Raw genomic sequence first — 26,820 nt, 5'->3', positions numbered from 1 at the left:
TGAGACTGACGTTTCGGTCGCGAATCGCCGTGGAGCCACGGCAGAAACGTCAGTCTCAGCGAGCAGTTCAGCCGATGAGGTCGGTGACGAGGTCGCGGAGGATGCCGAAGCCGTTCTGGGTCAGGATCGACTCGGCATGGAACTGGACACCGCGATAGTGCGGACCGGCGACCAGGTGGATGTCACCACTCTCCGGATCGGTCTCGACCGTGACACCTTGGGGCAGCCCCGACGAGGGGACCCGCGCGACGAACGTGTTGTAGAAGCCGACCGTCTCCGGACGACCCAGCACCTCGAGCCTGCTCTGCGTGCCCTGGAAGACGATGTCCTTGAACGCCAGGTCGAGACCGATGTTGTGGCTCAGCACCTGGTGGCCCAGGCACACCGCGAGGAACGGTCGGCGCGTCTCGAGCAGGCCCGTCACCAGGCTGTGCAGCACCGCCATCTTGGGGTCGGCGAGGTCACGCGGGTCGCCGGGCCCGGGGCCGACCACGACGAGGTCGTAGCCGTCGAGGTCACCCTCGGCGTACGCATCGTGCCGCACGATGTCGGTCGTCATGCCGAGCACGCCGAACACGTGCGAGAGCATGTTGACGAAGTCGTCCTCGCCGTCGACGATGACGACGCGCTTGCCGGTCAGCGACGTCACGGGGGCGGCGCCGGACTGGTCGGTCAGCCAGAACTGGCTGAGCCTCTGGTTGCGCGACCCGAGGGCGATCAGCACCTCGTCCTCGCGGGTGAACGCATCGAAGCCCTCGACCGGCTCGGGCGCTGACTCCACGAGCCCGAACGCGCTGAGGATGCCGGACGCCTTGGCCCACGTCTCCTTGGTCTCGTACATCGCGTCGGAGTCGCGGACGAGCGTCGCGCCCGCCGTGACCTTGAGGTTGCCGTCGAGGTCGACGTCGGCCGTACGGATGAGGATCGGTGCGTCGGCGAGCGGCACGCCGGCATCGTCGCGGCCGATCAGCGCGGCGACGGCGGCGTAGTAGCCACGGCCCTCCGGCTCGTACTTCTTGATCAGCCGGCAGGCGTTCTCGACCGGACTCCCGGTGACCGTCGCGGCGAACATCGAGTCGCGCAGCACCTCGCGGACGTCGCGGTTGGTGCGGCCGGCGAGGAGGTACTCGGTGTGCACGAGGTGCGTCATCGGCTTGAGGTAGGGCCCGAGCACGAGCCCGCCCTCGTGGCAGATGTCGCACATCATCTTGAGCTCCTCGTCGACGACCATGAAGAGCTCGTAGATCTCCTTCTCGTCCTTGAGGAAGCGCAGCAGCTCACGCTTGCGGTCGGCATGCGTCTCGAGACCGCGCATGCGGAACGTCCCGCTGATGGGGTTCATCCGCACCTGGCCGTCCTCGACGCTGACGTGCCGCTCGGGGCTCGCACCGATCAGGTAGCGGTCGCCGGTGAAGATGCAGAACGTCCAGAACGCGCCACGCTCGCGCTCGAGCAGCCGGCGGAACACCGTCAACGCGCCGTCGTGCCCCCAGTCGGCGACCTGGGCGCGGTAGTGCCGGCCGATCACGAGGTTGGCGCCCTCGCCCTGCCCGATCTCCTCGTCGATGATCGTGCGCACCATGCCGGCGTACGCCTCGTCGGTCGACTCGAACCCGCCCCGGTCGGCGAACTCGATGGGTACGTCCGGCAGGAGTCCGAGGAGCTCGACCACCGGCACCTCGGCGCTGTATGCCGCCTCGATCGCGGTCAACGGCGTGCCGTCCTGGTGCGCCTCGAACCCACGCTCACGGACCTGCGCGTACGGCACCAGCACCACGTGGTTCCAGGCGCGATCGCTGCCGGGCACCAGGGGGATGTCCGCGAGCTGGTCGAGGTCGGTGCGCGGACCGCCGATCAGCGTGACGGTGTCGGAGTCGCGTACGCGGATCAGCGCGAAGGCCGGTTGGGCGAGGAGTGCGTCGAGCTGGGTCATCAAGGTTCCTTGGAGAAGTCTCGACCGGCCGAGACAAGAAATGCCCAGAGCCGGCCATGAGGCGGTCTGGGCACGAGTCGACAGTCCACCTACAGGTGGAGCCACCAGCTGGAGGGCTGAACTGTCATGACAGGAGCCTAGCGCAGGCATTCGTGAACGATTGGCACCAATATCCCGAAACACCACACGGGCCCTGTGCCGTACTGGCACAGTGTGGCGACATCGGCGGAGATCCTCTCGGATTCCGATCAGCGCCGAGCACGGCCACACCTCGACCCGCTTGCTCGACGCCCGGAAGGCACCCGCCATGAAGACCCTCCTCCGCATCTGCGCCGCCATCGCGGTGACGCTCACGATGTCGCTCGCCACGTCCGGCAACGCACAGGCGGCCACGCCCAAGACGTGGCTGTCCGTCTCGTCAGGGTTCGTCCACACCTGCGGCATCACCACGAACCACTCGCTCTACTGCTGGGGCGGCAACACGTACGGCGGGCTGGGAGTCGGCGACGACCTCAACCCGCGCTACATCCCCCAGCAGGTCGGCACCGACACCAACTGGGCCAAGGTGACGATCGGCGACTATCACACGTGCGCCATCAAGACCACGGGCGCGCTCTATTGCTGGGGCTACAACTACGAGGGCAACCTGGGCCTCGGCAGCAACCTGACGAAGCAGTACAACACCCCGCAGCGGGTCGGCACCTCGACGCGTTGGGCCAGCGTCTCGGCCGGGCAGGAGCACACCTGCGGTCGGCTCACGACCGGTGCCCTCTACTGCTGGGGCTACGACGCCGACGGCCAGCTCGGCGTCGGCGACTTCGACGACCACTACCAGCCCACGCGGGTCGGGGCCTCGACGAACTGGACGAGTGTCTCGGCCGGCGGATCGCACACCTGCGCACGGCTCAGCTCAGGTTCCCTCTACTGCTGGGGTGACAACTCGTACACCCAGCTGGGAATCGGCGCGGGCTCCGACAAGAACACCCCGCGAAAGGTGGGCACCTCGACTCGGTGGAGCAGCGTCAGCGGAGGCGGCACGTTCACCTGCGCGCGCCACCAGACCGGCTCGATCTTCTGCTGGGGCTTCGGCGGCAACGGAGAGCTCGGCCAGGGCAAGGACGACCTCGACAACCACGGGACCCCCCAGAAGGTTGGCATCTCCACGAACTGGCTCAGCGTGAACGCCGGCACGGACCACACGTGTGCGAAGTACAAGACCGGTTCGCTGTACTGCTGGGGCGACGGCGAGAACGGGCGGCTGGGGCTCGGCGACAATCTCAACAAGCGCACGCTGCCCACGAAGGTCGGCATCTCCACGCACTGGGCCAGTGTCGACACCGGCGGCTTCCACACGTGCGCCAAGTACTCGACCGGCGCCATCTACTGCTGGGGCCTCAACAACGTCGGGCAGCTCGGGCTGGACGACGCCGACCAGCGCAACACTCCGGTGAAGCTCTCCTGAGCCGCGGGCTGAACTCGCACACTGCCATGCTGGCGGCATGGACATCGATGTCGACCTGATCCGGCGTGACCTGGCGCAGATCGTCAACATTCCCAGCACGGGCGGCGCAGACGCCGAGGTCGCCGTCCAACGGTGGTGCGCCGCGACCCTGACCGGCCTCGGCATGGACGTCGACCAGTGGACGATCGACCTCGACGACCTCCGCAGCAGCGACGGCTACCCCGGCGAGGAGGTCGACCGCGACGAGGCACTGGGCTGCGTCGGTGTCTCCGGGCCCGGCACGCCGGCGCTGGTCCTCAACGGCCATGTCGACGTCGTGCCGCCCGGCGAGCCCGCGACCTGGACCAACGCCGACCCGTGGCTCCTCCGCGAGGTCGACGGTCAATGGTTCGGCCGGGGCGTCTGCGACATGAAGGGCGGCGTCGTCGCGATCATCGCGGCGGCACGCGCGCTCAGCGGCGTCGAGCTCCGCCGGCCTTTCGCCGTGCACACCGTGATCGGCGAGGAGGACGGCGGCCTCGGGACGTACGCGACCCTGCGTCGCGGGCACGTCGGCGACGCGTGCGTCATCGCCGAGCCGACCGACGGGCAGGTCGTGGCGGCCAACGCGGGCTCGTTGACGTTCCGCATCGAGGTCGTCGGCCGGGCGACGCACGGCTCGATGCGTGCCACGGGACACAGCGCGATCACCGCGTTCGAGCGGCTGCACCGCGCACTCGCCGAGCTCGAGGACGTACGCAACGCGGCTCCGCCCCACCCGTTCGGCGAGCTGCCGTGGCCCATCAGCGTCGGCATCGTGCACGCCGGCGACTGGGCCAGCACGGTTCCCGACCTGCTGGTGGCCGAAGGGCGATACGGCGTCATGCCCGGCGAGTCGTTCGCCGACGCCAAGGCGGCCTTCGAGAACGCCCTGGCCTCCGCGGCCGCCGCCGACTCGTGGCTGGCCGACAACCCGCCGACCGTCACGTGGCCCGGCGGACACTTCGCCGCGGGGCGCCTGCCCGAGGGGGATCCGTTCGGCGAGCAGGTCGTCGATGCCGTCGTCGCCGCCGGGGAGCCCCGACCCCGCCTGACAGGGGCACCGTACGGGTCAGACCTGCGGCAGTACTCCGCGCTCGGGATCCCGACGGTGCAGTACGGTCCCGGCGACGTCGCGAACGCCCACGCCGTCGACGAGCGCGTGGCGATCGCCGAGGTCGTCACGTGCGCGCGGGCGTACGCCGAGCTGATCCTCGCCCGCTGCCGCTAGCGCGAGGACGTCGTGACCGGCGTGTAGTCCGCAACCCGGATGATCCCGCCTGGCTCGAAGCTGACCGGCTGGAGTCCCACCGGCCTGCCGTCGGCGAACGTCACGATCGTCACCTGCGCCTCGCGACGGAGCTTGCTGCCCAGCGCGAAGGCGTAGACGGCGCCGCCGGTCGTGCCGGTCGTCAGGGTCGTGGTCGTACGTCCGTTGGTGCCGTTGATGGTCGTCGGGCCGACCTGGCGGTGCAGATGCCCCGAGAGCACCAGGTCAGCGCATCCCGACGCGGCAGCGCGCGTGGCCGACGACGGTGAGTGGACGGCGATGACGCTGACCTCACCGGCGTCGCAGGCCGCCTTCTCGAGCTCGTCGTCCTGCTGGCGCAGCGAGTGCGTGTTGTCGGTCGGGTTGCCGTTGTAGCCGGCGGTGAGGCCGGAGCTTCGGGGATCGCTGCTGCCGAGGAACCGGACACCGCCGACCGTGACGGGCTCGCCGTCGAGCACCGTGAACCCCTTGTCCTTCATCTGCTGGCGCACCGTCGGCCCGGTGTCGTGGTTGCCGGCCACCGACACGACGTCGAAGTCGCGGAACTCCCGGGCCAGCGAGTTGATGCTGAACGTCTCCCAGCTCGCGCCGTTGGAGGTGTCGTCGCCGAGATCGATCAGCAGGCGCGCACCGGCCCGGTCGGCGATCGCCCGCGCGACCGGATCCATGCCGATGTTGTCGTGCCGGTCGGTCACGACGAGCGCCGTCGTCTCGCCCTCCGACGGCGTACGCACCTGGGTCGTCGCGGCGTTGACCGCCAGCTTGCCGTAGAACGACACCGAGGTGCGATAGGTCGCGAGAGCCCCCTCGACGATGGCCTTGCTGCCGCTGGTCGACGCACCCTGGGCGATCTCGACCTTGTCGAGCACCTGGTCCGACGGCAGCTCCGGGAACACCGAGTCGATCGGGACCCACGCCTCGTCGGAGGAGTGCGGGCGCTCGGGCGCAGCGACGAGGACCAGGGCGGCGATCGTGACGACTGCCACGCCCACTCCGCCGAGGACCTGGCGACGCCCCGGATGACGTGCCGCAGCCCAGATGGCCCGGCGTCGCGCCTGGCCGATCGCGAGCCAGGCCAGCGTCGCAATGATGACGGCGAGCAGCCCTGCGCCGACGCCTCGCATCGCCGCGTCGATCAGCATCGACGTGATCGTCGAGCGTACGGACGCGATCTCGCCCTGCGGCTGCGACGCGATCACGGCGTCGCGGGCGACGAGCTGGTCGAGGTTGGTGATCTCGCTGTCACCGAGGCGTACGTCGACACCGAGCCCGAGCGGAGCCTCGGCGGGCAGTCGGATCTGCGGGATGAGGGTGCCGAAGTCGATGCGCGCATAGCCGCTGAACGTCGGCTGCACCGTGGCCTCGTGCGCGCCGATGACGACGTCGCGCTCGCTGTGGATGAACGTCGAGTACGCGGTCGGCAGCGCGACGCCCACCGCGAGGAGGACGAGGAGCAGGACCTTGAGAGCCCGGTTCATGCGATCCGCGACAACCAGCCGTCTGTCGTGCCGACGGTCGTCAGCAGCTGCGTCGCGCGGGTCAGGACGACGTAGAGGGTGCGCCAGCCGGCGCTGGACTCGGCCGTGATGGCGTCGGGCTCGACCACCACGACACCGTCGAACTCCAGGCCCTTGGTGGCGAGGCCGTCGAGCAGCCGGAGGCGGTCGGGATGCTGTGCGAGCAGGTCGGAGAGCTGATCGGCCAGCTCGGCCTGCCGGTCGGTCGCCGCGACGATGGCGACGGTGCCCTCGACGCGGTCGAGGATCTCCTCGGCGCTGCGGCGGGCGGTGTCGACGAGCTCGGCAGGGCCCACCGTGAGGTGCACGGGCAGCTCACCGGTGCGGCGTACGGCGTCGGCGAGGTCGGGGTGCGGCACCGCCACGGCGGCGACCTGCGCGGCGAGATCGTAGATCTCCGCGGAGTTGCGGTAGTTGGTCGACAGCCGGAACGCGTGCTCGGGTTTGCCCTCGAGAGCGGCCTTGCGCGCTGCCGCCGACTCCTGGGGGTGCGGCCACGACGACTGAGCCTCGTCACCGACGATCGTCCAGCTGGCGTAACGACCACGGCGGCCGAGCATGCGCCACTGCATCGGCGACAGGTCCTGCGCCTCGTCGACCAGCACGTGGGCGAAGCCGTCGTCCTCGATGCTCTGGGTCGTCCGGTTGCGGTCGTTGCGGTCCTCGCGCTCACGTCGCTCGAAGCTCATGAGCTGCTTGGGCACGTCGTCCTCGTCGCCGCCGGTCGAGGGCACCTCGCCGATGACGTAGCGGAGCTCGTCGATCAGCGGGACGTCCTCGATGCTGGGCTCGCCGACCTGCCACGAGGCCTTGAGCGCTGCCAGCTCCACGGCGTCGAACGCGCCGCGGGCCAGCTCGTCGATGACGTCGGGCAGCGTGCGCCACACGTCGATCGGCTCGACCGGTGGCCACCAGTCCTCGACGAAGTCGACGAAGCGGTCGTCCGTCGTGATGGTCTCGACGAACTCCTCCTCGCCCTTCTCGAGGGCACGGTCTCCGGCGACCTGGGCCCACAGGGCGTCGACGAGGGCGGCGGGCGCCTTGAGGTAGGCCCGGTTGCGCTTGCCGCCCGACAGCAGGTTGCGCCGGATGCGGGCGAGCTGGCCGGCGTCGAGCCGCAGGACGTCGTCCTTGTAGAAGTAGCGGAACTCCGTCGGCGATCCCGGCATCGGCGCGGCTGCCGCACGGTTGAGGAACGCCGGCATGCGCGACGAGCCCTTGGCCGCAGCGGCGACGGGCTCGTCGTGGCGCATGGCGCGCAACCCGTCGACGACCTCGCCGAGCGACCGGAGCGTCACGCTCGTCTCGCCGAGGCTCGGGAGCACCCGCTCGATGTAGTTCATGAACACCGTCGACGGGCCCACGACCAGCACGCCGCCGGACTCGAAGCGCCGGCGATCGGTGTAGAGCAGGTAGGCCGCGCGGTGCAGGGCGACGACGGTCTTGCCGGTGCCGGGCCCGCCGCCGATCGTCGTGGCGCCGCGGCTCGGTGCGCGGATCGCCTCGTCCTGCTCCTTCTGGATCGTCGCGACGACGGAGTGCATCGAGCTGTCCCGCGCACGCGTCAGGCTCGCCAGCAGCGCGCCCTCGCCGATGACGACCAGGTCGTCGGGCGCGTTGTCGGCGTCGAGCAGGTCGTCCTCGATGCCGATGACCTTGTCGTTGGCGCAGCGCAGCACCCGGCGACGGATCACGCCGGCCGGCTCCTGCGCCGTGGCCTGGTAGAAGATCGCGGCGGCCGGGGCACGCCAGTCGATGAGCAGGATCTCGCGATCGGCATCGCGTACGCCGATGCGGCCGATGTAGCGCGAGTCGCCGTCGAGCATGTTGAGCCGGCCGAAGACCAGCCCGTCGTGGGCGGCGTTGAGCGCGGAGAGTCGGAGCGACGCCTGGTAGACCATCGCGTCTCGCTCGACGAGGCCACCTTCGTTGCCGACGTGACCGCGCGCCATGCCCTCGACGACCAAGGACTGCGCGACCTTGGCGGAGGCGTCGAGGCGCTCGTAGACAGCGTCGACGTACGCCTGCTCCGCGTCGATCTCGCGCTGTTCCGCGTTGTTCGAGCTCACCCGACTCCTTTTCCGTCCTAGAGAACTCACAAGTCTATTGCGTGCGGGAAATATTCCGCAGGCAGTTGCCCGGTTCGCGGACATCGGCCGGGTTGATCCTCGCCGCATCGGCACGTACGTTCGAGACATGCCTTCACCACTCGTTCGCCGTCCCGGAGGATCCATGACCACCCGCCGCACCGTCACGACGTTCCTCACGCTGCTGCTTGCTGGGGTCGCGCTGCTGCTGCCGGCACTGGCGGCGCCGGCCTCGGCCGCGACGACCGGCGCCGTCAAGGGCACGATCTCCTCGCACGGGGCACTGCTGCCAGGGCTCAAGGTCGAGCTGACCCGCGCCGACTACGACAGCGACCACTTCGACACGATCGCGACCAAGACCACCAACGCGTCGGGTGGCTACTCGTTCACCGGCCTGCCGCAGACCGACCGGTGGGGCGACTGGTACAGCTACCGCATCAAGGTGAGCGACCCCAAGGGCAAGTTCGTCACGACGGTGCGGGCCTTCAAGGTCGTGCTCGGCAAGACCGTGACGCGCGACGCGACGCTCTACCCGGCTGGTGCGCTGACCGGCAAGGTCCTGCGTCAGGACGGCGCCTCGCCGACGACCACCCGCGTCCACCTGATCGGTCCCAAGCTCGACATCGGCACGCCGGACAAGCCCATCTCCGCGTACGACGACGATCGTGGCGTCGCGGCGGACGGCACCTACTCGTTCACCGGGCTGCCTGCAGGCGACTACACCCTGCGCTACACCGACACCAAGGGCACCTACCTCGACCAGTGCTACGACGACACCGTCGCGGCGCTGAGCATCGAGCCGACCTGCGACAAGGCCGAGGCTCCGGCTGCCGAGGTCGTCACGGTGACGGCGAACGCGACCAAGACGCTCGACGACCAAGTGCTCCACCACGCGGCTGCCTATCTCGGCGGCACGGTGACCAACGGAGCCAACGCCCCACTGCAGGGCATCGTCGTCACGCCGTACCCCGTGAGTGCGGACTCCGGCCCGTGGGGCGACTACGGCCAGGCCACCACAGCCGCCGGCGTCTTCAACCGCGGTCCGCTCCCCGCCGGGCAGTGGCGGCTGTTTGCCAAGGACCCGACCGGCATCTGGGCGTCGCAGCACGTCGGCGGCACCAGCGCCGCGACAGCCACGCTGTTCGACCTCAGCCCGGGCGAGAAGATCGACGATGTCGCGATCAAGCTCAAGTCCCGAGGCGTCCTGCAGGCCACCGTGACGCCGGGCAAGGGTTCGGTGACGTTCGCCATCACGGTCACCCGCAAGGTGTCCGGGAGCCGGGTGACGGGCCAGGTCACCGCGGCACTCGGTGACAACACGAAGTCGGCGACCCTGGTCAACGGCCAGGCGACCATCAAACTCACCAGCCTGGCGGCCGGCAAGCACACCTTCACCGTCTCCTACGGCGGATCCGGCAGCACGGCTCCCGTGACGCGACAGTTCGTCACGACGATCCGCTGAGCGGGGCCAGCGGCTCGTAGGACGTACGACACGTCGAAGCGACACCGCATACCTGCAATGACAGCCCATACTGGGGTCGGAGCTCTGGTGTGAGGGATGTCGATGGCACGTGTGGACGAGGCGAGGTCGTGGTGACCGGTGACGACCGCGGGACCCCGGACGAGGTCCCGGTCGCCGTCACCCCGTCAGGCCTGCGACACACCTTCGGGCCGGCGCCGATGGTCCCGCCTTCACGCGGCCTCGGGTTCCGGTCCCAGGCCCAGTCCACCGAGACCTCCGAAGCAAGACCCGACGAGGTCGACGTCGTCGCGACTCCGGACCCGGACCCGCCGGACGTCGACGCGAGTCCGGACGAGTACGTGCCCAGGCACGCCCTGGCCCCCGAACCAGGGAACGTACGCGTCCTGCACCCTGCGTCTCCCGTCAAGCCGCGACCGGTCTCCGACGTCGAGGACCTTGCGGACGCCGCCGCTCCCCAGGCCGCCGCGCCGGGGAAGCACCGCCGTGAGCACAGCGCCATCAGCGGTACGGTGCGCAGCACGCGCGGCCGCGGGCTTCGCGACATGCAGGTCGTCGTGCTGGACGAGCACTGGCAGGTCATCGCCACGTCCGTCACGGGCACCGACGGGGTGTTCATCGCCGAGGACGTTCCCCCGGGCGCCTATCGCGTGATGGCGACGGACGAGCTCGACGGCGACTTCGGTGCCGGGTGGCACGACAGCTCCGCACTTGCCCGCGGCGGGTTCCTCGAGGTCAGGGAAGGCAGGACCCGGCGCCATGTCGACATCACGCTGGCGTCCGCCGCCGCCGTCGACCTCGACGTCGAGGTCCGTCGCAAGAAGGCGATCGTCGGCATCCGGGTCACGGAGCGCGCGACCGGCGTCCGCGCCAACGGCTCGGTGCGGGTGACGACCAAGCGGTTCGGCGTCGAGCTGCCGCTGACGAAGGGGCGCACGAGCCTCACCCTCCTGGGGTCCGCCGACGGCTCACCGAGACTGGGCAAGAAGGTCAAGGTCAGCTACCTCGGCACCAAGCACGTGCAGCCGGGGTCGGCGTCCGCCCCGCTGCGCTGACTCAGGCTGGGTCGAGGATCCGCTTGAGGAACTGTTGCGTACGTTCCTCGCGCGGGTCGCCGATGACCTGCGCGCTGGGGCCGCGCTCGACCACGACACCGTGGTCGAGGAACAGGACCTGGTCGGCGACATGCTCGGCGAAGCGGATCTCGTGCGTGACGAGCACACTGGTCCAGCCCTCAGCCGCGAGGTCCTTGATGACCGACAGCACCTCGCCGACGAGCTCAGGGTCGAGCGCCGACGTCGGCTCGTCGAACAGCATGACGCGAGGCTTGAGCGCCAGCGCCCGGGCAATGCCGACGCGCTGCTGCTGACCGCCGGACAGCTGGAACGGGTACTGGTCCGCCTTGTCGCCCAGGCCCACCTGGTCGAGGAGTGCCGTGGCCTCGTCGACCGCCTGCTCGAGCGGACGCTTCTGCACCTGGACCGGACCCTCGAGGACGTTCTGGATGACGGTCTTGTGCGGGAACAGGTTGTGAGCCTGGAACACCATGCCGCTCTGTGCTCTCAACGCAGCGATCTGCTGGCCGGCTGCACCACCCTTGGGCGGCAAGGTCGCGAAGTCGACCTCGACGTCGTCGATGCGGATCGTGCCGGAGTCCGGGCGCTCGAGCACGTTCAGCGAACGCAGGATCGTGGTCTTGCCCGAGCCGGAGGGCCCGATGATCGCGGTCGTCGTGCCGGCGTCGACGTCGAGGTCGACGCCGCGGAGGACGTGGTGGTCGCCGAACGACTTGTGGACACCGGCAGCGCGTACGAGAGGACCGGTCATGACGCCACGAACCTGTTCAGTCGGGTCTCGAGCCGGCCCTGCACGAGGGAGAGACCAGCACAGACGATCCAGTAGTAGAGCGCCGCGACGGTGTAGAGCGGCATGAAGATCTGCGCCGCCGAAGCGGCGTATACCGCCTCGCGGAACAGCTCGGTGACCAGCACCACGGACAACAGCGACGTGTCCTTGACCAACGAGATCAAGGTGTTGGACAGCGGCGGCACGGCGATGCGCGCGGCCTGGGGGAAGACGATCCGGCGCATGGTCTGCCAATAGCCCATGCCGATCGTCGAGGCCGCCTCGAACTGGCCACGAGGGACGGACAGGATCGCCGACCGGACGATCTCCGCGGCGTATCCGCCGACGTTGAGGCTGAGCGCGAGGATCGCCGCAGGCCACGGGGCGAGGTCGATCCCGATCTCGGGGAGCCCGTAGAACACGATGAACAGCTGCACCAGGAGCGGGGTGCCACGGATGATCGACACGTACGTCCGCGCGATGCCACTCAGGAGCAGCTTGCCGGAGAGACGTGCCAGTGCCGCAGCCACCGCGAGCGCCAGCCCGATCGCGAAGCTGATGATCGTGATGGGGATCGTCGCCTTGAGCAGACCGCGCAGCATGGGCCACGCCGCGTCCTTGACCGTGTCGGCGTCACTCTTGCCCTTGCGGCCGCCGGAGACGTCGACCGTGCCGTCGTTCGCGGCCGAGACGTCGGCCTTGAAGTACTTCTGGGAGATCTTCGTCAGGGTGCCGTCGGCTCGCAGCTCCTGCAGGGCGCGGTCGGCCTCCTCAAGACGCGGATCACCCTTGCGGAACGCGAGCGCCTGCTTGCTGACCTCGTCTCCCGCGTTGCCGGCGATCTCGATCTTGTCCGAGCCCGTGGTGTTGAGGTAGTCGAGCACGGCGATGTTGTCGTTGACGATCGCGTCCACGCGGCCCTGCGAGACCAGCGCGGCCGCCTGCGCGAAGCCCTCGACCCCCTCGACCTTCGCTCCGGCCTTCTTGGCGACGGCGGACCAGTTGCTCGTCGTCGACTGGGCCGTGGTCCTGCCCTTCAGGTCCGCGAGGGACGTGATGCCCTTCGTGCCCTTCTTCACGACGATGACGCCGTGCGAGTACGTGTAGGCACTCGACAGTCCGTACTTGCCCTCGCGCTCGGGGTTGATCGACACCTGGTTGGCGATGACGTCGATGCGCTTGGCCTGCAGGGCCGCGAAGATCGCGTCGAACTGGGTCTCGACGAACTCCAGGCGCCATCCGGCCTGCTTGGCGACGGCCTTGATGACGTCGATGTCGTAGCCGGTCAGCTGCTTGCTGTCGGGGTCGTGGAACGAGAACGGGGGATAGGTCCCCTCGGTGCCGACCCGGACGACCGGCCGATCGTCGGAGCCGTCCGTCGTGCACGACGAGGCAACAGCCACCATCAGCAGGACCAGGGCGAACGCCCTCAGCACGTGCCGCATGCATCTCCTCAGGTCGGTCCCTCGACCGTACGACCGTCAGCGGGGTCGCGCATGCCGCGTCCGGATCCCGGACTACGCCTTCTTGCCCAGGAACGCCGTCATCGCCTCACGCGCCTCGTCACTCGCGAACAGCTCGGCCGACAGCGCCGCGACCTCGTCACCGCGCTCGTCGATGCGGGCGACCAGGTCACGGTTGAGGATCTTCTTGCTCTCGCGGAGGCCCTGCGGGTAGGCCTTGCCGAGATCGGCGAGGACCTCGGCGACCGCGGCCCCGAGCTCCGCGTCGGGGACCGCCCGGGTGACCAGCCCGACCTCGGCTGCTTCGGCGGCATCGAACTTCCGGGCCGTGAGGAACAGGTCCGCCGCGGCTCGGTCACTGAACCGCGGGATCAGGCTGAGCGAGATGATCGCTGCCGCCAGTCCGAGTCGTACCTCGGTCAGCTGGAACGACACCGATTCGGCCGCGATGACGATGTCGGCGGCACCGACGATGCCGAGCCCCCCGGCGCGTACCGGCCCGCCCAGCTCGACGACGACGGGCTTGGCCGCGGTCGCGATCTGGCGCTGCAGGGCGACGATCGCCTTGGCCCCCTCGGCCATGCCACCACTGACGGCCTCGGTCATGTCGGCACCGGAGCAGAACACGGTGCCGGCCGAGCGGATCAGGATCGCCTTGGCGTCCGCATCGGCGTCGGCCGTCGTCAGGTGAGCCGCGAGCTCGGTGACGAGCTGCTTGCTGAGGGCGTTGCGGTTGCGCTCGCTGTCGAGCGTGATCGTGGCGACCTGGTCGGCCACCTCGAGGTGCACCAGCTCAGTCATACGTTTCCTTTCGTTCACCGTGAGCCTGACGTTTCTGCTCTGGTGCCGCGGCGTGTCGCGACAGAAACGTCAGGCTCAGCGGGAAGTTCTCAATAGGACTTGGGGAGGCCCAGCGAGAACTGGGCGATGAAGTTGAGCACCATCTCCTTGCTGACCGGTGCGATGCGGGACAGCCGCGAGCCGGCCAGCATCTGCACCAGACCGTACTCGTCGGCCAGGCCGTTGCCACCATGCGTCTGGATCGCCCGGTCGACCGCGTTGCACACGGCCTCGCCGGCGGCGTACTTCGCCATGTTGGCCGCCTCGCCTGCCGCCATGAAGTCACCGGCGACGTAGAGCGCCGCGGCCTTCTGCGTCATGAGCCGGGCCATCTCGATCTCGATGAACGTCTGCGCCAGCGGGTGGGCGATCGCCTGGTGGGAGCCGATCGGCGCCTTCCAGACCTGGCGCTGCTTGGCGTACTCACATGCCTTGGCCAGCGCGAGGCGGGCGGTGCCGGTCGCGAATGCCGCGCCCATGATGCGCTCGGGGTTGAGCCCGGCGAACAGCTGGTCGATCCCGGCGTCCTCGCTGCCGATCAGGGTGTCGGCGGGCACGCGTACGTCGTCGAAGAACAGCGTGAACTGCTTCTCCGGCGAGGTGATGCCCATGTCGATCTGCTGATGGGTGAAGCCCTCGGCGTCGGTCGGCACGAGGAACAGCGCCGGCTTGAGGTTGCCGGTCTTGGCGTCCTCCGTGCGCGCCACCACCAGGACGTGGCTGGCCTCGTCGACGCCGGAGATGTACGTCTTGGTGCCCTTGAGCCGCCAGCCGTCGTCCTCCCGGTACGCCGTCGTGATGATCTTGTGCGAGTTGGAGCCCGCGTCGGGCTCGGTGATCGAGAACGCGAACGTCGAGGTGCCGTCGGCGAGCCCGGGCAGCCAGCGCTCCTTCTGCTCCTGCGTGCCGTACTGCGCGATGATCGTGCCGACGATCGCCGGCGAGACGACCATGAGCAGCAGCGGGCTGCCGGCTGCCGCCAGCTCCTCGCAGACCGCCGCGAGGTCGCCGATGTCACCGCCGCCGCCGCCGAACTCCTCCGGCACCGCGACGCCGAGGTAGCCGAGCTTGCCGGCCTCCTCCCACAGCTCGGTGGTCTTGCGTCCTTCCTTGGCGGCTCGCTCGAAGTAGTCGCGGCCGTACTTCGCCCCGAGGTCGGCCACGGCCTTGCGCAGCGCGAGGCGCTCGTCTGACTCGGTGAAGTTGTTCATGATGACCCTTCGCTCGTTGAGCTTGTCGAAACGTGGATGACTGCGAGCACGGCGCCCGACTCGACCTGGCTGCCGGGGGTGACCGAGAGCCCGGACACGACGCCGTCGGTCGGCGCGGTGATGGTGTGTTGCATCTTCATGGCCTCGAGGACGACGACCACGTCGCCCTTGCTGACGTGCTGCCCGTCGGCGACAGCGACGCTGATGACGGCTGCCGGCATCGGGGCCAGCAGCGATCCCTCGGCGATGACGTCGGCGGGGTCGACGAACGTCGGCACCGGTGTCAGCGTGATCGAACCGTGCGGCCCGTCGACGTCGACCCAGCCGTCACCGACGGCGACGGCGTACGTCTCGACGATCCCGGCGACGTCGAGCACCACCCTCGTGGGCGTCGCCTCGACGACGGTCGACGTGTGGTGGGCACCCGTGACCAGCCGGCCGCCTCGACTCTCATACATGATCCCGATGTGATGGTCCGCGTCCACCGCGTAGTTCCGGACGCGGTCCCGGCTCGGGACGTTGCGGTACGCCGTCGGGATGCGACCCAGCACCTTGGCGTTCGCGGTCGCGGTCGTCGCCTCTGCCAACGCCGCAGCGAGCGCCGCCGTGTGAATCTGCTGCCTGTCCAGAGCCGGCGTGACCCACTGGTCCAGTCGCTCGTCCAGCAGCGCGGTGTGGATCCGCGCTGCGCCGAACTCCTCGTCGGCGAGGATCGACCGGAGGAAGTCGAGATTGGTCCGCACGCCGTGGACCCGCATACGCCGGAGGGCGTCGCCCAGCTTGCGGATCGCCGTCGTGCGGTCCGCCCCGTGCGCGACGACCTTGGCGATCATCGCGTCGTAGTGGATGCCGACGACTGATCCCGACTCGACGCCGGAGTCGACCCGCACGCCGTCGGGAACCTCGAACGTACGGACGGTGCCGGTCTGGGGCTGCCAGTCGTCCGCCGGGTCCTCGGCGTAGAGCCGCACCTCGATGGCGTGCCCTTGCGGACCTGTCGGCTCCTCGCCGAGCTGCGCGCCCTCGGCGACCCGGATCTGCTGGGCGACGAGATCGACGCCGAACACCTCCTCGGTCACCGGGTGCTCGACCTGGAGGCGGGTGTTCATCTCGAGGAAGTACGCCTTGCCGGTGTCGAGGTGCGCGTCGGCGACGAGGAACTCGACGGTGCCGGCGCCGACGTAGTCCACGGCCTTGACCGCAGCGCGCGCTGCATCGTGCAGCGTCGTGCGTACGGGATCGCTCACCGCGGGGGCGGGCGCCTCCTCGACGACCTTCTGGTGCCGCCGCTGGATCGAGCAGTCGCGGTCGCCGACGACCCAGCACGTGCCGTGGGTGTCGGCCATGACCTGCACCTCGATGTGGCGCGCGGTCGGCAGATAGGGCTCGACGAACACCGTGGCGTCGCCGAACGCCGACAGCGCCTCGGCGCCGGCAGCCGCGAGTTCGCCCTCGAGGTCGGCCGGATCGCTGACGACGCGCATGCCGCGACCGCCACCTCCGGCGGATGCCTTGACCAGCAGCGGGAAGTCCTCAGCACGTGCGGTCGACGCGTCGACTGACAGGATCGGCACGCCGCCGGCGGCCATGAGCTCCTTGGCACGGATCTTGGACCCCATCGCGTCGATCGTCTCGGGCGCGGGACCGATCCAGGTCAGACCGGCGTCGGTGACGGCGCGGGCGAACTCGGCGTTCTCGGACAGGAAGCCGTAGCCGGGGTGGATCGCGTCGGCGCCGGCCTTGAGCGCAGCGGCGACGACCAGGTCTCCGCGCAGGTAGGTGTCGGTCGGCGCGTTGCCCGGCAGGCGTACGGCGACGTCGGCCTCCGCGACGAACGGCGCCCCCGCATCGGCGTCCGAGTGCACCGCGACGGTGCGGATGCCGAGCTCGCGGCACGTCCGGAAGATGCGGCGAGCGATCTCCCCCCGGTTGGCGACGAGGATGGACGTGATCATGCGAGGACTCCCCACGTGATGGGTTGCGGCCCACGAACGCGGGTCCGAGTGGGCCGGAAGTCTTCAAAAGTCGCGCTCACAGGCGGAACACTCCGTATCCCTTGGCACCTTCGACGGGGCGCGTGTTGATCGCGGACAGGCAGATGCCGAGGATCGTGCGGGTGTCGCGCGGGTCGATCACGCCGTCGTCGTAGAGCATCCCCGACGTGAAGTAGGCCAGGGACTCCTTCTCGATCTGCTCCTCGACGTAGGCCCGCATGGCCTTGTCGCCCTCTTCGTCGTACGGCTGGCCCTTCGCCTCGGCGGCGCCGCGCGCGACGATCGAGATGACCCCGGCGAGCTGGGCGGGACCCATGACGGCGGACTTCGCGTTGGGCCAGCTGAACATGAACCGCGGGTCGTACGCCCGGCCGCTCATGCCGTAGTGCCCGGCGCCGTAGGACGCGCCGATCACGACCGAGAGGTGCGGCACCGTCGAGTTGGACACCGCGTTGATCATCTGGGCGCCGTGCTTGATGATGCCGCCCTGCTCGTACTCGGCGCCGACCATGTAGCCCGTGGTGTTGTGCAGGAACAGCAACGGCGTGTCGGTCTGGTTGGCGAGCTGGATGAACTGCGTCGCCTTCTGCGCCTCCTCGCTGAACAGCACGCCCTGGGCGTTGGCGAGGATGCCGATCGGGTAGCCGTGCAGCTGCGCGAAACCGGTCACGAGCGACGTGCCGTAGAGCGGCTTGAACTCGTCGAACTCGGACCCGTCGACGACCCTTGCGATGACCTCGCGAGGGTCGAACGGGATCTTGAGGTCCGTCGGCACGATGCCGAGCAGCTCCTCGGGATCGAGCACCGGTTCGGCGTACGTCGGCTCGGGCGTGAACCCGTGCTTGCGCCAGTTGAGCCGCCGCACGATCGAGCGGCCGATGCGGATCGCGTCGAGCTCATCGACGGCGAGATAGTCGGCGAGGCCGGACGTACGCGCGTGCATCTCGGCGCCGCCGAGCGACTCGTCGTCGGACTCCTCACCGGTCGCCATCTTGACCAGCGGCGGGCCGCCGAGGAACACCTTGGCGCCACCCTTGACCATCACGACGTAGTCGCTCATGCCCGGGATGTACGCCCCGCCGGCGGTCGAGTTGCCGAACACCAGCGCGACGGTGGGACGGCGATCCGCGCTGGCCTTGGTGATGCTGCGGAACGAGCCGCCGCCGGGGATGAAGATGTCCTTCTGCGTCGGCAGGTCCGCGCCCCCGGACTCGACGAGGTTGATCGTCGGCAGCCCGCACTCGTGCGCGATCTGCGCGGCCCGGTGCCCCTTCTTGAGGGTGCTGGGGTTCGACGAACCACCCTTCACCGTCGGGTCGTTCGCGACGATCATGCACTCGACGCCTTCGACCACGCCGATGCCGGTCACGATCGACGCCCCGACGGCGAAGTCGGTGCCCCACGCCGCCAGGGTCGACAGCTCGAGGAACGGTGAGTCGGGGTCGATCAGCAGCTCGATGCGCTCACGGGCGGTGAGCTTGCCGCGCTCGTGGTGGCGCTGGACGTAGCGCTCACCGCCGCCGGCCAGCGCCTCGGCGTGCTGCTCGGCCAGGTCGGCGAGCCGCTCGAGCATCAGCGTCCGGTTGGTCTCGTACGTCTCGGTGGACGGGTCGACAGTGGTTTTCATGCGTACCCCAGGAGCTTGGCGGCCAGGTCGTTCAGGACTTCGGTGGCGCCACCGCCGATGCCGAGGATGCGGGCATCGCGGTAGTGCCGGTCGATCTCGGACTCGCGCATGTAGCCCATGCCGCCGAAGATCTGCACGGCTTCGGAGACGACCCACTCGCACGCCTCGACCGACTGGTTCTTGGCGAGCACGGCGTCGAGGATGATCGCCGGATCGGTGCGGTCGCCGTCGACGGCTCGTTCGACCGCCTGCCGGGTCAGCGCCCGCGCCGCGGCCGTACGCCGGTGCATGTCCACGAGCTTGTGACGGATGACCTGGCGCGCGATCAGAGGCTTGCCGAACGTCTCGCGCTCCCGGGCGTACGCCACAGCGAGGTCGAGGGACCGCTGTGCCGTCGAGTACGCCTGCACGGCCAGGCCGAGCCGCTCGCTGACGAACTGCTGCATCACCAGCACGAACCCACCGTCGACGTCGCCGACGATGTTGCTCGCGGGCACACGTACGTCGTCGAAGCTCAGCTCGGCGGTGTCGGAGCAGTGCCAGCCCATCTTCTTGAGCGGCCGCGCGACGGTGAACCCGGGCGTGCCCTTGTCGATGACCAGCAGGCTGATGCCGCCGTAGCCCTCGCCGCCGGTACGCACGGCAGTCGTCACGAAGTCGGCGCGCACGCCCGAGGTGATGAAGGTCTTGGCGCCGTTGACCACGAAGTCGTCACCATCGCGGACGGCCTTCGTACGGATGTTGGCGACGTCCGAGCCGCCCCCGGGCTCGGTGATGCCGAGCGAGCCGATCAGCTCGCCCGCGAGCGTCGGACGCACGTAGCGGTCGATCAGCTCGGCGTTGCCGGATGCCACGATGTGCGGCAGCGCGATGCCATGGGTGAACAAGGCGGCGATGAGGCCCGTCGAGCCCCCGGCCTCGAGCACGGCCTCGGTGACGATCGCCGAGTCGACCAGGTCGCCGCCCTGGCCACCGACCTCCTCGGGGAACGCGACGCCGAGCAGCCCGGCCTCGGCGGCCTTCTGGTGCAGGTCACGCGGCACCTCGCAGGCGTCCTCCCACGCCGGCAGGTGCGGGACGACCTCCTTCTCGGTGAACGCGGTGACCATCTCACGCAGTGCCCGGCGCTCCGGGGTGTCCCAGGCGCTCACAGCGCTGCCTCCCCGATCGGGTCGGACAGCAGCGAGGCCGGGATCGCACAGTCACGGGCCCGCAGCCATTCGCCGACGCCCTTGGCCTGGGGGTCCAGTCGTGTCGAGGAGGCCACACCCTCGCCCAACAGGCCGTGGACGACGATGTTGACCGCGGCGAGGTTGGGCAGCGGGTGGATCTCGAGATCGAGCGTCGCCGCCTCGTCGATCAGCTCACGCACGGTCGCCTCGTCGAGGAACCCGGAGAGCCACGCGTACGCGTCGTCGCGGGCCGGATGGTCGACGGGGATCCACACGCCGATGTTGGCGTCGCCGCCCTTGTCGCCCGATCGCGCGTACGCGAGTCGTCCCAACGGCGCCCGTACGGTCTCGGCCGCCCAGTCGCCGAGGTCCTCGGTCCCTGCGCCTGCCGAAGGGACGTCCGTTGTTTTTTCGACAGGCTCACGGACCGGTGGTGGCGTGACCTCCTCACGACGACCGTCCGCGTGCACGACGACGTGCGGGACCTCCGACTGCGGGACGTACGCCGGGCGATAGATGCCGTACGGCGTGCCCGCGGAGGGTGGCCGGGTGACGCTGAAGCCGGGGTAGGAGGCGAGCGCGAGCTGGATCGCCGCGTCGCTGAACGCCCGGCCGACCGGCTCCGGCGCCGCACTCTTGACGTGACACCGCAGCAGCGAGGTCGCCTGCGCCTCGGTCGCCGGGTCGGGTGCGTCCGTGCGGTCGAGCTGCCACTCGACGGTTTCGGGGACCGTCCCGGCAGCCAGCGCGGCTTCCATCTGGCGCTGGATCAGGTCGGCCTTCGCCGGGATGTCGAGCCCGGTCAGCAGGAACTCCACGCTGTTGCGGAATCCGCCGAACGCGTTCAGGCAGACCTTGGTCGTTTCCGGTGGCGGCTCTCCGACGACGCCGGTGATGGCGACCCGGTCGGGCGCCTCCTGGGTCAGGGTCATGGTGTCGAGCCGGGTCGAGACGTCGGGGCCGAGGTAGGACGGGCCGCCGATCTCGTAGACGAGCTGCGCCGTGACGGTGTCGACCGTGACGGCGCCGCCGGTGCCCTCGTGCTTCGTGATGACGACCGAGCCGTCCTCGGAGATCTCGGCGATGGGGAATCCCAAAGGTGTCGACATGTCGACATTCGCGAACCCGGAGAAGTTGCCGCCAGTCGCCTGGGTGCCGCACTCGATGACGTGTCCGGCGACGACCGCGCCGGCGAGCTGGTCGAGGTCGTCGCGACCCCAGCCGAGCTCCGCGATGGCGGGCCCGACGACAACGGACGCGTCGGTGACCCGGCCCGTCACGACGATGTCGGCTCCGGCCCGCAGGGCGGTCGCGATGCCGAAGGCGCCGAGATAGGCGTTGGCGGTCATGACCTCGCCGAACGAGAGCTCGGCGGCGCGGCCCAGCAGGTCGTCGCCCTCGACGTGGGCGATCGTGACGTCGAGGTCCTGCGACGCAGCGATCTCGCGCAGCCTCGCTGCGAGTCCGGCGGGGTTGAGACCGCCGGCGTTCGCGACGATCCTGACACCGCGCTCCTTGGCGAGTCCCATCGACTCGGTCATCTGTCGCACGAACGTCTTGGCATAGCCGAGCGACTCGTCCTTCATCCGGTCACGGCCGAGGATCAGCATCGTGAGCTCGGCGAGGTAGTCGCCGGTCAGGTAGTCCAGGTCCCCGCCCTCGAGCATCTCCCGCATCGCCGAGATGCGGTCGCCGTAGTAGCCCGAGCAGTTGCCGACTCGGATCATCGGGGCCGTCATCGGTCCGCCAGCCTGGCCGGGTCGTTGCCGGGAAGCCCGGCGAACGCCTGCACGATCGTCAGCCAGTGCGCCGCGTGCTCGCCCTCGGCCCGTACGTCGACGTCGTCGAGATGCCGGCGACGGGTCGCGAGCAGCGCGAAGTCGTAGCCCGAGCCGGTGACCCGTTCGGCGGAGTCGTCCGGCCCCCACGTCCACAGGTCGCCGTCGGGCCCGGTCAGCTCGACGCGTACGTCGGTCTCCGGCACGGGTTCGCCGCGGACGAGGTAGGCGTAGCCGCGTGCGCGTACGCCGATGTGGCACACGTGCTTGGCCCGCGAGGTCTGCGGGATCGTGAGACCCAGCGCCTCGCCGACGTCATGACTGTGCGCCCAGGTCTCCATGATCCGAGCCGTGGCCATCGAGGCCGGACTCATCGGCGGGCCGTACCAGGGGATCTTCTCGCCGTCGGGCACTGCCCGCAGTGCTGCGTCGAGGGCAACCCGTCCTTCACGCCACGTCGCGAGCAGCTCCTCGGGCGGCAGCATCGCCATCTCCTCGGCGCCCTCGTCGACGTATCCCTCGGGGTTGGCGGCGGCGCGCTTCATGCCGCGGCCGAACTCGTCCTGGTCGGTGATCGCCGCGAGCGAGGCCGCGTCGGTCCAGTGCAGGTGGCCGATCTGGTGCGCCACGGTCCAGCCCTCGGGCGTCGTGACCGTCTCCCAGCCGGCGGCGGGCAGACCCGCAACCCACGTGTCGAGCTGCAGGCTCTCGTCAGCGAGGTCGGACAACAGTCCGTCAAGGATGGTCATGAGAGCTCCAGCTCGTCGTCGAGGACGACGGCCCACGAGTCGAGCACGGCGGCTCGACGCTTGGCGTCGTCACTGAGGGAGGCCGCGAGGCCGAGGCCACGCAGCAGGTCGAGGGTCGCCTGCACCAGGCGCCGGTTGTCGCCGCGTGACTCGTCGATCGCCAGCAGCTCGAGCGCGTACGCATGTGTCTCGCGCCCGACTCGCCGTTCCAACGGGGCGACCTCGGCGCGCAGGCCGGCGTCGGTGCGCGCGGCGACCCACAGCTCGAGCGCCGCGAAGAACACCGGAGAGACGAACTGCTGGCTGAGGATCTCGAGGACGGCCCGCGTGCGGCCGGTCTCGGGCAGATCTGCTGCCGCCCGCTTCATGTCCTCGCGCCGACGCTCGGTCAGGTGGCCGACCGCAGCGACCACGAGGTCCTGCTTGCTGGGGAAGTGATGCAGCTGCGCCCCGCGACTCACGCCCGCGCGCTTGCTCACGACCGTGGTGGTCGTGCCGGCCCAGCCCAGCTCGACGAGGCAGTCGACCGTGGCCTCCATCAGCCGCAGCCGCATGGCTCGGGTGCGCTCACCCTGGGGCGTACGCACCGAGGTGCCCGAATCCGTCACGCCCCCAGCATGCGGACATTTCCACAAACAGTCAAGCCTGATTGTTTGTGAGCGATCTCGCAGACAGGACGTTCCCATTCGGTCCAAACCGGCCAGATGCCCGGCGAGACTCCGATAGAGTCCTCTGACTCCCCCGCGAATCCTCCGAAGGAACCCGTATGACCGAGCAGCCCCCGATCGCCGACGAGCTCTCGACGCCCTCCGAGCCTCCGGAGGGTGGCCGCAGCGTCAAGCGACTCGTGATCGGCGCGATCGCCGCGGTCGTCGTCCTCGCGCTGGCCGGTGGCGCGTTCGCCGTCGTCAAGAAGCTCGACGGCGGCGGTGCCCAGCCCCACGACGTCCTCCCGGCCTCGGTCATCGCGTACGCGCGCCTGGACCTCGATCCTTCCGCGAGCCAGAAGATCGCCCTGTTCAAGCTGATCCGGAAGTTCCCCAAGGCCGCGGAGTCGGTCGGCATCAAGAGTGCCGACCAGGACGTCCGCAAGCTCATCTTCACGGAGATCCTCGACCAGGGCGGCTGCGACCTGTCGTACGACAAGGACATCGAGCCGTGGATCGGGAACCGCATCGGCCTCGCCCTCGAGAAGGACGGCGAGACCCCCGTCTTCGCGGTGCAGGTCGACGACGAGGGCAAGGCCAAGAAGGGCCTCAAGGCGCTCTTCGCGTGTGCCGATGACACCGCCGGAGTCGCGTTCCTCGATGGCTACGCGATCGTCGCCGAGAAGCAGGCGACGGCGGACGAAGCGGTCAAGGACGCCAAGAAGGCGCCTCTGAGCACGTCGAAGAAGTTCACGAAGGACATGGCGGACCTGGGGAATCAAGGCGTGTTCTCGGCATGGGCCGACATCAAGGGCATCTTCGGCTCGGCCGCAGTCGCCGGGCTCGGCGTGCCGGGTCTCGAGAGCCAGGTCGATCAGTCGTCGACCGCGCTGACGCTCCGCGCGCAAGGATCGGCGCTCGAGCTGCTCAGCATCACCCGCTCTCCCAAGGCTGACGTGACCTACAAGCCGTCAACGATCGGCCGGCTCCCCGACGACACCGCGATCGGCCTGTCCTTCCCGGGTCTGTCCGCCTTCCCGAAGGAAGCACAGGACGAGCTCAGGAGCGCGTTCCGGGAGGGGTTCAACAGCGAGCTCGGCGAGGACGGGACGAGTGCCTCTCTCGCACCCTTGGAGGACGAGCTCAACCTCAAGCTGCCGGACGATCTCGAAGCCATCTTCATGGACGGGTTCACCGCCGCGATCGGTGCGAAGAACCTCGACATCCTGCCGACGCTCACCGGTCCCGCCGACTTCGGCAGCCTCGATGTCGGAGTCGCGCTCCAGACCGACAAGGACGAGGCTGCCCGGCTGGTCACGGGCCTGGTCAAGTGGGCCGACCTCCTCGGAGTCCAGCTGAGCGGTCAGGAGAACGTCATCGCCACGAACTCCGACATGGCCGGCTCGATGGCCCGTGACGGGGGTCTGGGGAAGCAGAAGTCGTTCACCGAGGTCATCCCCGACCCCGAACATGCCTTCACCGCGCTGTACGTCGACATCGACGCGATCGTGTCCGCACTGCTCAAGGCGGATCCGCCCGGGGACATCGAGGACGGGCTCAACCAGATGAAGCCGCTCAAGGCGGCCGGGCTCTCCGTGACGTCCAAGGACGACGGCAAGCTGGTGCGCGGCTCGCTGCGGATCACCTTCGACGAGTAGGGCGGATCGAAGAACGTCAGGCTGCGGAGTCGTCCTCGTCCGGCACGATCTCGCCGGTGAGGACCTCCTCGTGGCTGTCCGGGTCCTCGATCGGGGCGCGGTCGAGCTCGCCGACGGCCCGACGCGCGAAGTCGGCGGCGAGCTGGATCGCCATCTCGCTCTCGGGCAGGACGTCGACGAGCACCGGGAAGGCGTGCACCTGCTTGCGCCACAGGTGGGTCTCGACCTCGACGCCGCGCTCTGACAGCAGCAGCGCCATGGCCTCGACCTCCGGCCGCAGGAGCTCGTCCTCGACCGCGACGAGGAACGTCGGCGAGGTGATGTAGGCCGACGCGTGCAGCGGTGACGCATACCCCTCGATCGGGGCGCCGTCCTCTGGCAGCCAGCGCTCGCGGATGTGCGCGATGCGGGTGATCGGCAGATAGGCGTCGCGGGCCCTCGCGACGCGCTCGACCGCCTTGTCCTCGCGGTCCGGGTCGACGCTCAGCAGGGGCGAGAAGCCGATCAGGGCGGCCGGCGCGGGCAGCCCGCGACGGGTGGCGAGCTCGGCGACCTTCATCGTGAGGTAGCCGCCGGCCGAGTCGCCGGCGACCACGATCTTGTCCGGGTGCTCGCTCGCGTCGACGAGTGCGGCGTACGCGGAGATCGCGTCCTGGACCGAGTCGGCCACGGTGCCCTCGGGCAGCTGGACGTAGTCGACGGAGATGACCGTCGCGCCGGTCCTGAGCGCGAGTCGCTCGCAGATGCGGCGATGCGTCGTGATGCTGCCGGAGAAGAACCCGCCGCCGTGCAGGTAGAGCAGCGTCATGTCGCTCTCGGGGCCGTAGCGGTGCCGCATCTGCTCGACCCGCACCCCGCCGAGCTCATAGACCTCGAACGTGATGTGCGGCGAGCGCTTGCGACGCGACTGGAGCCCGTCGATCGTCCGGATCGCGGCGAACGTGCGCTCGCTGATCGGGGTGAAGCGCAGCACCGGCTTGAACACGATGCGGATCGTCCGCTGGAGCACCCGGGCCCTGACGCTGTAGCTCTCGTGGACCACGGCCTTGTCGTAGACGACCCTCATCGGGCCGCGGCCGGGCAGGCTCAGGCGCACCCGCCGTCGCGGCAGCTTGGCGGCACCCAGGAGCGTCGCGAACCGGTCGTGCAGCGAGGACCACATGCTTCGAGCGTACGCTCGGTATGTTCCGGGCTCAAATCGGTGAGCCACGTTTGCGCAGGTCAGAGGCCCTTGTCAGGCCCGGCCACCTCGCCTGTGGCCGGCTGCGCGAGACTCGGGTCGGGCGACGGGAGGTGAGCGCGTGATCGAGGCGATCGTGATCTTCGCGGCCGGCGTGTGGGCCGGCATGATCAACGTCATCGTCGGCTCTGGCACGCTCATCACGTTCCCGACGCTGCTGCTGTTCGGCTACCCGGCGCTCACGGCCAACGTCTCGAACAACATCGGCCTGGTCGCCGGCGGGCTCTCCGGCGTCCACGGCTACCGTGCCGAGGCGCTCCGTCACCGTGCACTCCTGCTGCGACTCGCACCGGCCTCCGTGCTCGGTGCCCTGAGCGGCGCGATCCTCCTGCTGGTGCTGCCGGCCGACTCGTTCCGGGCCATCGTCCCGGTCCTGATCTCGATCGGGCTCGTCATGGTCGTCGCCGGGCCGGCGGTCCAACGCCGCACGGCTCGCCGGAGGGCCGAGCCAGGCGCCCCGCCGCGTGCCTCCGAGTGGGTCCTGCCGCTCGGCGTGTACGCCGCCGGGATCTACGGCGGCTACTTCGGCGCCGCCCAAGGCATCCTGCTCGTCGGCCTGCTCGGTGTCCTGCTCACGATCGGGCTGCAGGACATCAACGGCATCAAGAACGTGCTGGCGACGATCGTCAACGCGGTCGCGGCCCTCGCGTTCATGATCGTGGCGTGGGACAAGATCGACTGGAAGGTCGTCGGGCTCATCGCCGCCGGCAGCCTGCTGGGTGGTCAGCTGGGCGCGAGGATCGGCCGCCGCCTGCCACCGCCCGTGCTCCGCGCGGTGATCCTGGTGATCGGCGTGGTGGCGTTGGTCAAGATCGTGTTCTTCGACTGA

At 69.5% G+C, this 26,820-nt stretch carries 20 protein-coding genes; 6 read left to right on the top strand and 14 right to left on the bottom strand.

Annotated features, from left to right (window positions below; translation table 11 throughout):
• Positions 1–67: 67 nt before the first annotated feature.
• Positions 68–1,933: an anthranilate synthase family protein gene (locus tag ASC61_RS07735; protein ID WP_056210743.1), complete on the bottom strand. Its 1,866-nt coding sequence runs from the start codon at positions 1,931–1,933 to the stop codon at positions 68–70.
• Positions 1,934–2,240: 307 nt separating this feature from the next.
• On the opposite strand from ASC61_RS07735, the gene ASC61_RS07730 reads away from it, so the two are divergent.
• Together ASC61_RS07730 and ASC61_RS07725 are read left to right on the top strand one after the other, a co-directional pair.
• Positions 2,241–3,395 (top strand): RCC1 domain-containing protein, encoded by a 1,155-nt coding sequence (locus ASC61_RS07730; protein WP_056210742.1) that lies wholly within the window; start codon positions 2,241–2,243, stop codon positions 3,393–3,395.
• A gap of 37 nt (positions 3,396–3,432) precedes the next feature.
• Positions 3,433–4,644: an ArgE/DapE family deacylase gene (locus ASC61_RS07725; protein ID WP_056210741.1), complete on the top strand. Its 1,212-nt coding sequence runs from the start codon at positions 3,433–3,435 to the stop codon at positions 4,642–4,644.
• Here the strand turns inward: ASC61_RS07725 and ASC61_RS07720 are convergent.
• Both ASC61_RS07720 and ASC61_RS07715 read right to left on the bottom strand, forming a co-directional pair.
• A complete protein-coding gene (locus ASC61_RS07720; RefSeq protein WP_056210740.1) occupies positions 4,641–6,161 on the bottom strand; it encodes a metallophosphoesterase family protein in 1,521 nt (506 codons plus the stop codon). The two genes, ASC61_RS07725 and ASC61_RS07720, sit on opposite strands and share 4 nt — an antisense overlap.
• On the bottom strand, positions 6,158–8,269 hold the full coding sequence (locus tag ASC61_RS07715; RefSeq protein WP_056210739.1) for a HelD family protein: 2,112 nt from the start codon (positions 8,267–8,269) through the stop codon (positions 6,158–6,160). Before ASC61_RS07715 ends, ASC61_RS07720 begins: the two co-directional genes overlap by 4 nt.
• 163 nt (positions 8,270–8,432) lie before the next feature.
• Between ASC61_RS07715 and ASC61_RS07710 the strand changes: the two genes are divergently transcribed.
• Positions 8,433–9,749 (top strand): Ig-like domain repeat protein, encoded by a 1,317-nt coding sequence (locus tag ASC61_RS07710; RefSeq protein WP_056210738.1) that lies wholly within the window; start codon positions 8,433–8,435, stop codon positions 9,747–9,749.
• Between the two features lie 89 nt (positions 9,750–9,838).
• On the top strand, positions 9,839–10,822 hold the full coding sequence (locus tag ASC61_RS07705; protein WP_162243655.1) for a carboxypeptidase-like regulatory domain-containing protein: 984 nt from the start codon (positions 9,839–9,841) through the stop codon (positions 10,820–10,822).
• Between the two features lies 1 nt (position 10,823).
• Here ASC61_RS07705 and ASC61_RS07700 read toward each other — a convergent pair whose 3' ends face one another.
• The 10 genes from ASC61_RS07700 to ASC61_RS07655 all read right to left on the bottom strand — a co-directional run bounded on the left by ASC61_RS07700 (position 10,824) and on the right by ASC61_RS07655 (position 23,054).
• Positions 10,824–11,594 (bottom strand): amino acid ABC transporter ATP-binding protein, encoded by a 771-nt coding sequence (locus ASC61_RS07700; RefSeq protein WP_056210736.1) that lies wholly within the window; start codon positions 11,592–11,594, stop codon positions 10,824–10,826.
• Positions 11,591–13,057, bottom strand: a complete 1,467-nt coding sequence (locus ASC61_RS19355) for an ABC transporter substrate-binding protein/permease (RefSeq protein WP_082530529.1) — start codon at positions 13,055–13,057, stop codon at positions 11,591–11,593. The genes ASC61_RS07700 and ASC61_RS19355 overlap by 4 nt, the downstream gene beginning before the upstream one ends.
• Before the next feature lie 72 nt (positions 13,058–13,129).
• Positions 13,130–13,876 (bottom strand): enoyl-CoA hydratase-related protein, encoded by a 747-nt coding sequence (locus ASC61_RS07690; RefSeq protein ID WP_056210735.1) that lies wholly within the window; start codon positions 13,874–13,876, stop codon positions 13,130–13,132.
• A gap of 89 nt (positions 13,877–13,965) precedes the next feature.
• The gene (locus ASC61_RS07685) at positions 13,966–15,126 is read right to left on the bottom strand and encodes an acyl-CoA dehydrogenase family protein (RefSeq protein ID WP_056210734.1); all 1,161 of its coding nucleotides are present in this window, start codon (positions 15,124–15,126) and stop codon (positions 13,966–13,968) included.
• Complete coding sequence (locus ASC61_RS07680; RefSeq protein ID WP_056210733.1) at positions 15,123–17,081, bottom strand: acetyl/propionyl/methylcrotonyl-CoA carboxylase subunit alpha; 1,959 nt, start codon at positions 17,079–17,081, stop codon at positions 15,123–15,125. The genes ASC61_RS07685 and ASC61_RS07680 overlap by 4 nt, the downstream gene beginning before the upstream one ends.
• Before the next feature lie 76 nt (positions 17,082–17,157).
• The gene (locus ASC61_RS07675; RefSeq protein ID WP_056210732.1) at positions 17,158–18,747 is read right to left on the bottom strand and encodes an acyl-CoA carboxylase subunit beta; all 1,590 of its coding nucleotides are present in this window, start codon (positions 18,745–18,747) and stop codon (positions 17,158–17,160) included.
• Positions 18,744–19,898, bottom strand: coding sequence for an acyl-CoA dehydrogenase family protein (locus tag ASC61_RS07670; protein ID WP_082530528.1), 1,155 nt, complete (start codon positions 19,896–19,898; stop codon positions 18,744–18,746). Before ASC61_RS07670 ends, ASC61_RS07675 begins: the two co-directional genes overlap by 4 nt.
• Positions 19,895–21,658, bottom strand: a complete 1,764-nt coding sequence (locus tag ASC61_RS07665) for an acyclic terpene utilization AtuA family protein (protein ID WP_056210730.1) — start codon at positions 21,656–21,658, stop codon at positions 19,895–19,897. Before ASC61_RS07665 ends, ASC61_RS07670 begins: the two co-directional genes overlap by 4 nt.
• On the bottom strand, positions 21,655–22,446 hold the full coding sequence (locus ASC61_RS07660) for a TIGR03084 family metal-binding protein (RefSeq protein WP_056210729.1): 792 nt from the start codon (positions 22,444–22,446) through the stop codon (positions 21,655–21,657). Before ASC61_RS07660 ends, ASC61_RS07665 begins: the two co-directional genes overlap by 4 nt.
• Positions 22,443–23,054: a TetR/AcrR family transcriptional regulator gene (locus ASC61_RS07655; protein ID WP_235503513.1), complete on the bottom strand. Its 612-nt coding sequence runs from the start codon at positions 23,052–23,054 to the stop codon at positions 22,443–22,445. Before ASC61_RS07655 ends, ASC61_RS07660 begins: the two co-directional genes overlap by 4 nt.
• 158 nt (positions 23,055–23,212) lie before the next feature.
• Between ASC61_RS07655 and ASC61_RS07650 the strand changes: the two genes are divergently transcribed.
• A complete protein-coding gene (locus tag ASC61_RS07650; RefSeq protein ID WP_056210727.1) occupies positions 23,213–24,751 on the top strand; it encodes a DUF3352 domain-containing protein in 1,539 nt (512 codons plus the stop codon).
• 16 nt (positions 24,752–24,767) lie between these two features.
• On the opposite strand, the gene ASC61_RS07645 is transcribed toward ASC61_RS07650, so the two are convergent.
• Entirely contained in the window at positions 24,768–25,913 is a 1,146-nt protein-coding gene (locus tag ASC61_RS07645) for an alpha/beta hydrolase (protein ID WP_056210726.1), read from the bottom strand.
• 139 nt (positions 25,914–26,052) lie between these two features.
• Between ASC61_RS07645 and ASC61_RS07640 the strand changes: the two genes are divergently transcribed.
• The gene (locus ASC61_RS07640; protein WP_235503512.1) at positions 26,053–26,820 is read left to right on the top strand and encodes a sulfite exporter TauE/SafE family protein; all 768 of its coding nucleotides are present in this window, start codon (positions 26,053–26,055) and stop codon (positions 26,818–26,820) included.

The organism is Aeromicrobium sp. Root344, from assembly GCF_001425755.1.
Classification (GTDB): Bacteria; Actinomycetota; Actinomycetes; order Propionibacteriales; family Nocardioidaceae; genus Aeromicrobium.
This window is presented reverse-complemented; position numbering and strand designations above follow the sequence as displayed.

Bases quoted from the DNA above. Each gene is read 5' to 3' on its own strand.
- ASC61_RS07665 (WP_056210730.1), bottom strand. From the start codon at position 21,658: ATGACGGCCCCGATGATCCGAGTCGGCAACTGCTCGGGCTACTACGGC.
- ASC61_RS07680 (WP_056210733.1), bottom strand. From the start codon at position 17,081: ATGATCACGTCCATCCTCGTCGCCAACCGGGGGGAGATCGCTCGCCGC.
- ASC61_RS07675 (WP_056210732.1), bottom strand. From the start codon at position 18,747: ATGAAAACCACTGTCGACCCGTCCACCGAGACGTACGAGACCAACCGG.
- ASC61_RS07660 (WP_056210729.1), bottom strand. From the start codon at position 22,446: ATGACCATCCTTGACGGACTGTTGTCCGACCTCGCTGACGAGAGCCTG.
- ASC61_RS07690 (WP_056210735.1), bottom strand. From the start codon at position 13,876: ATGACTGAGCTGGTGCACCTCGAGGTGGCCGACCAGGTCGCCACGATC.
- ASC61_RS07685 (WP_056210734.1), bottom strand. From the start codon at position 15,126: ATGAACAACTTCACCGAGTCAGACGAGCGCCTCGCGCTGCGCAAGGCC.
- ASC61_RS07725 (WP_056210741.1), top strand. From the start codon at position 3,433: ATGGACATCGATGTCGACCTGATCCGGCGTGACCTGGCGCAGATCGTC.
- ASC61_RS07700 (WP_056210736.1), bottom strand. From the start codon at position 11,594: ATGACCGGTCCTCTCGTACGCGCTGCCGGTGTCCACAAGTCGTTCGGC.
- ASC61_RS07735 (WP_056210743.1), bottom strand. From the start codon at position 1,933: ATGACCCAGCTCGACGCACTCCTCGCCCAACCGGCCTTCGCGCTGATC.
- ASC61_RS07710 (WP_056210738.1), top strand. From the start codon at position 8,433: ATGACCACCCGCCGCACCGTCACGACGTTCCTCACGCTGCTGCTTGCT.
- ASC61_RS07730 (WP_056210742.1), top strand. From the start codon at position 2,241: ATGAAGACCCTCCTCCGCATCTGCGCCGCCATCGCGGTGACGCTCACG.
- ASC61_RS19355 (WP_082530529.1), bottom strand. From the start codon at position 13,057: ATGCGGCACGTGCTGAGGGCGTTCGCCCTGGTCCTGCTGATGGTGGCT.
- ASC61_RS07650 (WP_056210727.1), top strand. From the start codon at position 23,213: ATGACCGAGCAGCCCCCGATCGCCGACGAGCTCTCGACGCCCTCCGAG.
- ASC61_RS07720 (WP_056210740.1), bottom strand. From the start codon at position 6,161: ATGAACCGGGCTCTCAAGGTCCTGCTCCTCGTCCTCCTCGCGGTGGGC.
- ASC61_RS07645 (WP_056210726.1), bottom strand. From the start codon at position 25,913: ATGTGGTCCTCGCTGCACGACCGGTTCGCGACGCTCCTGGGTGCCGCC.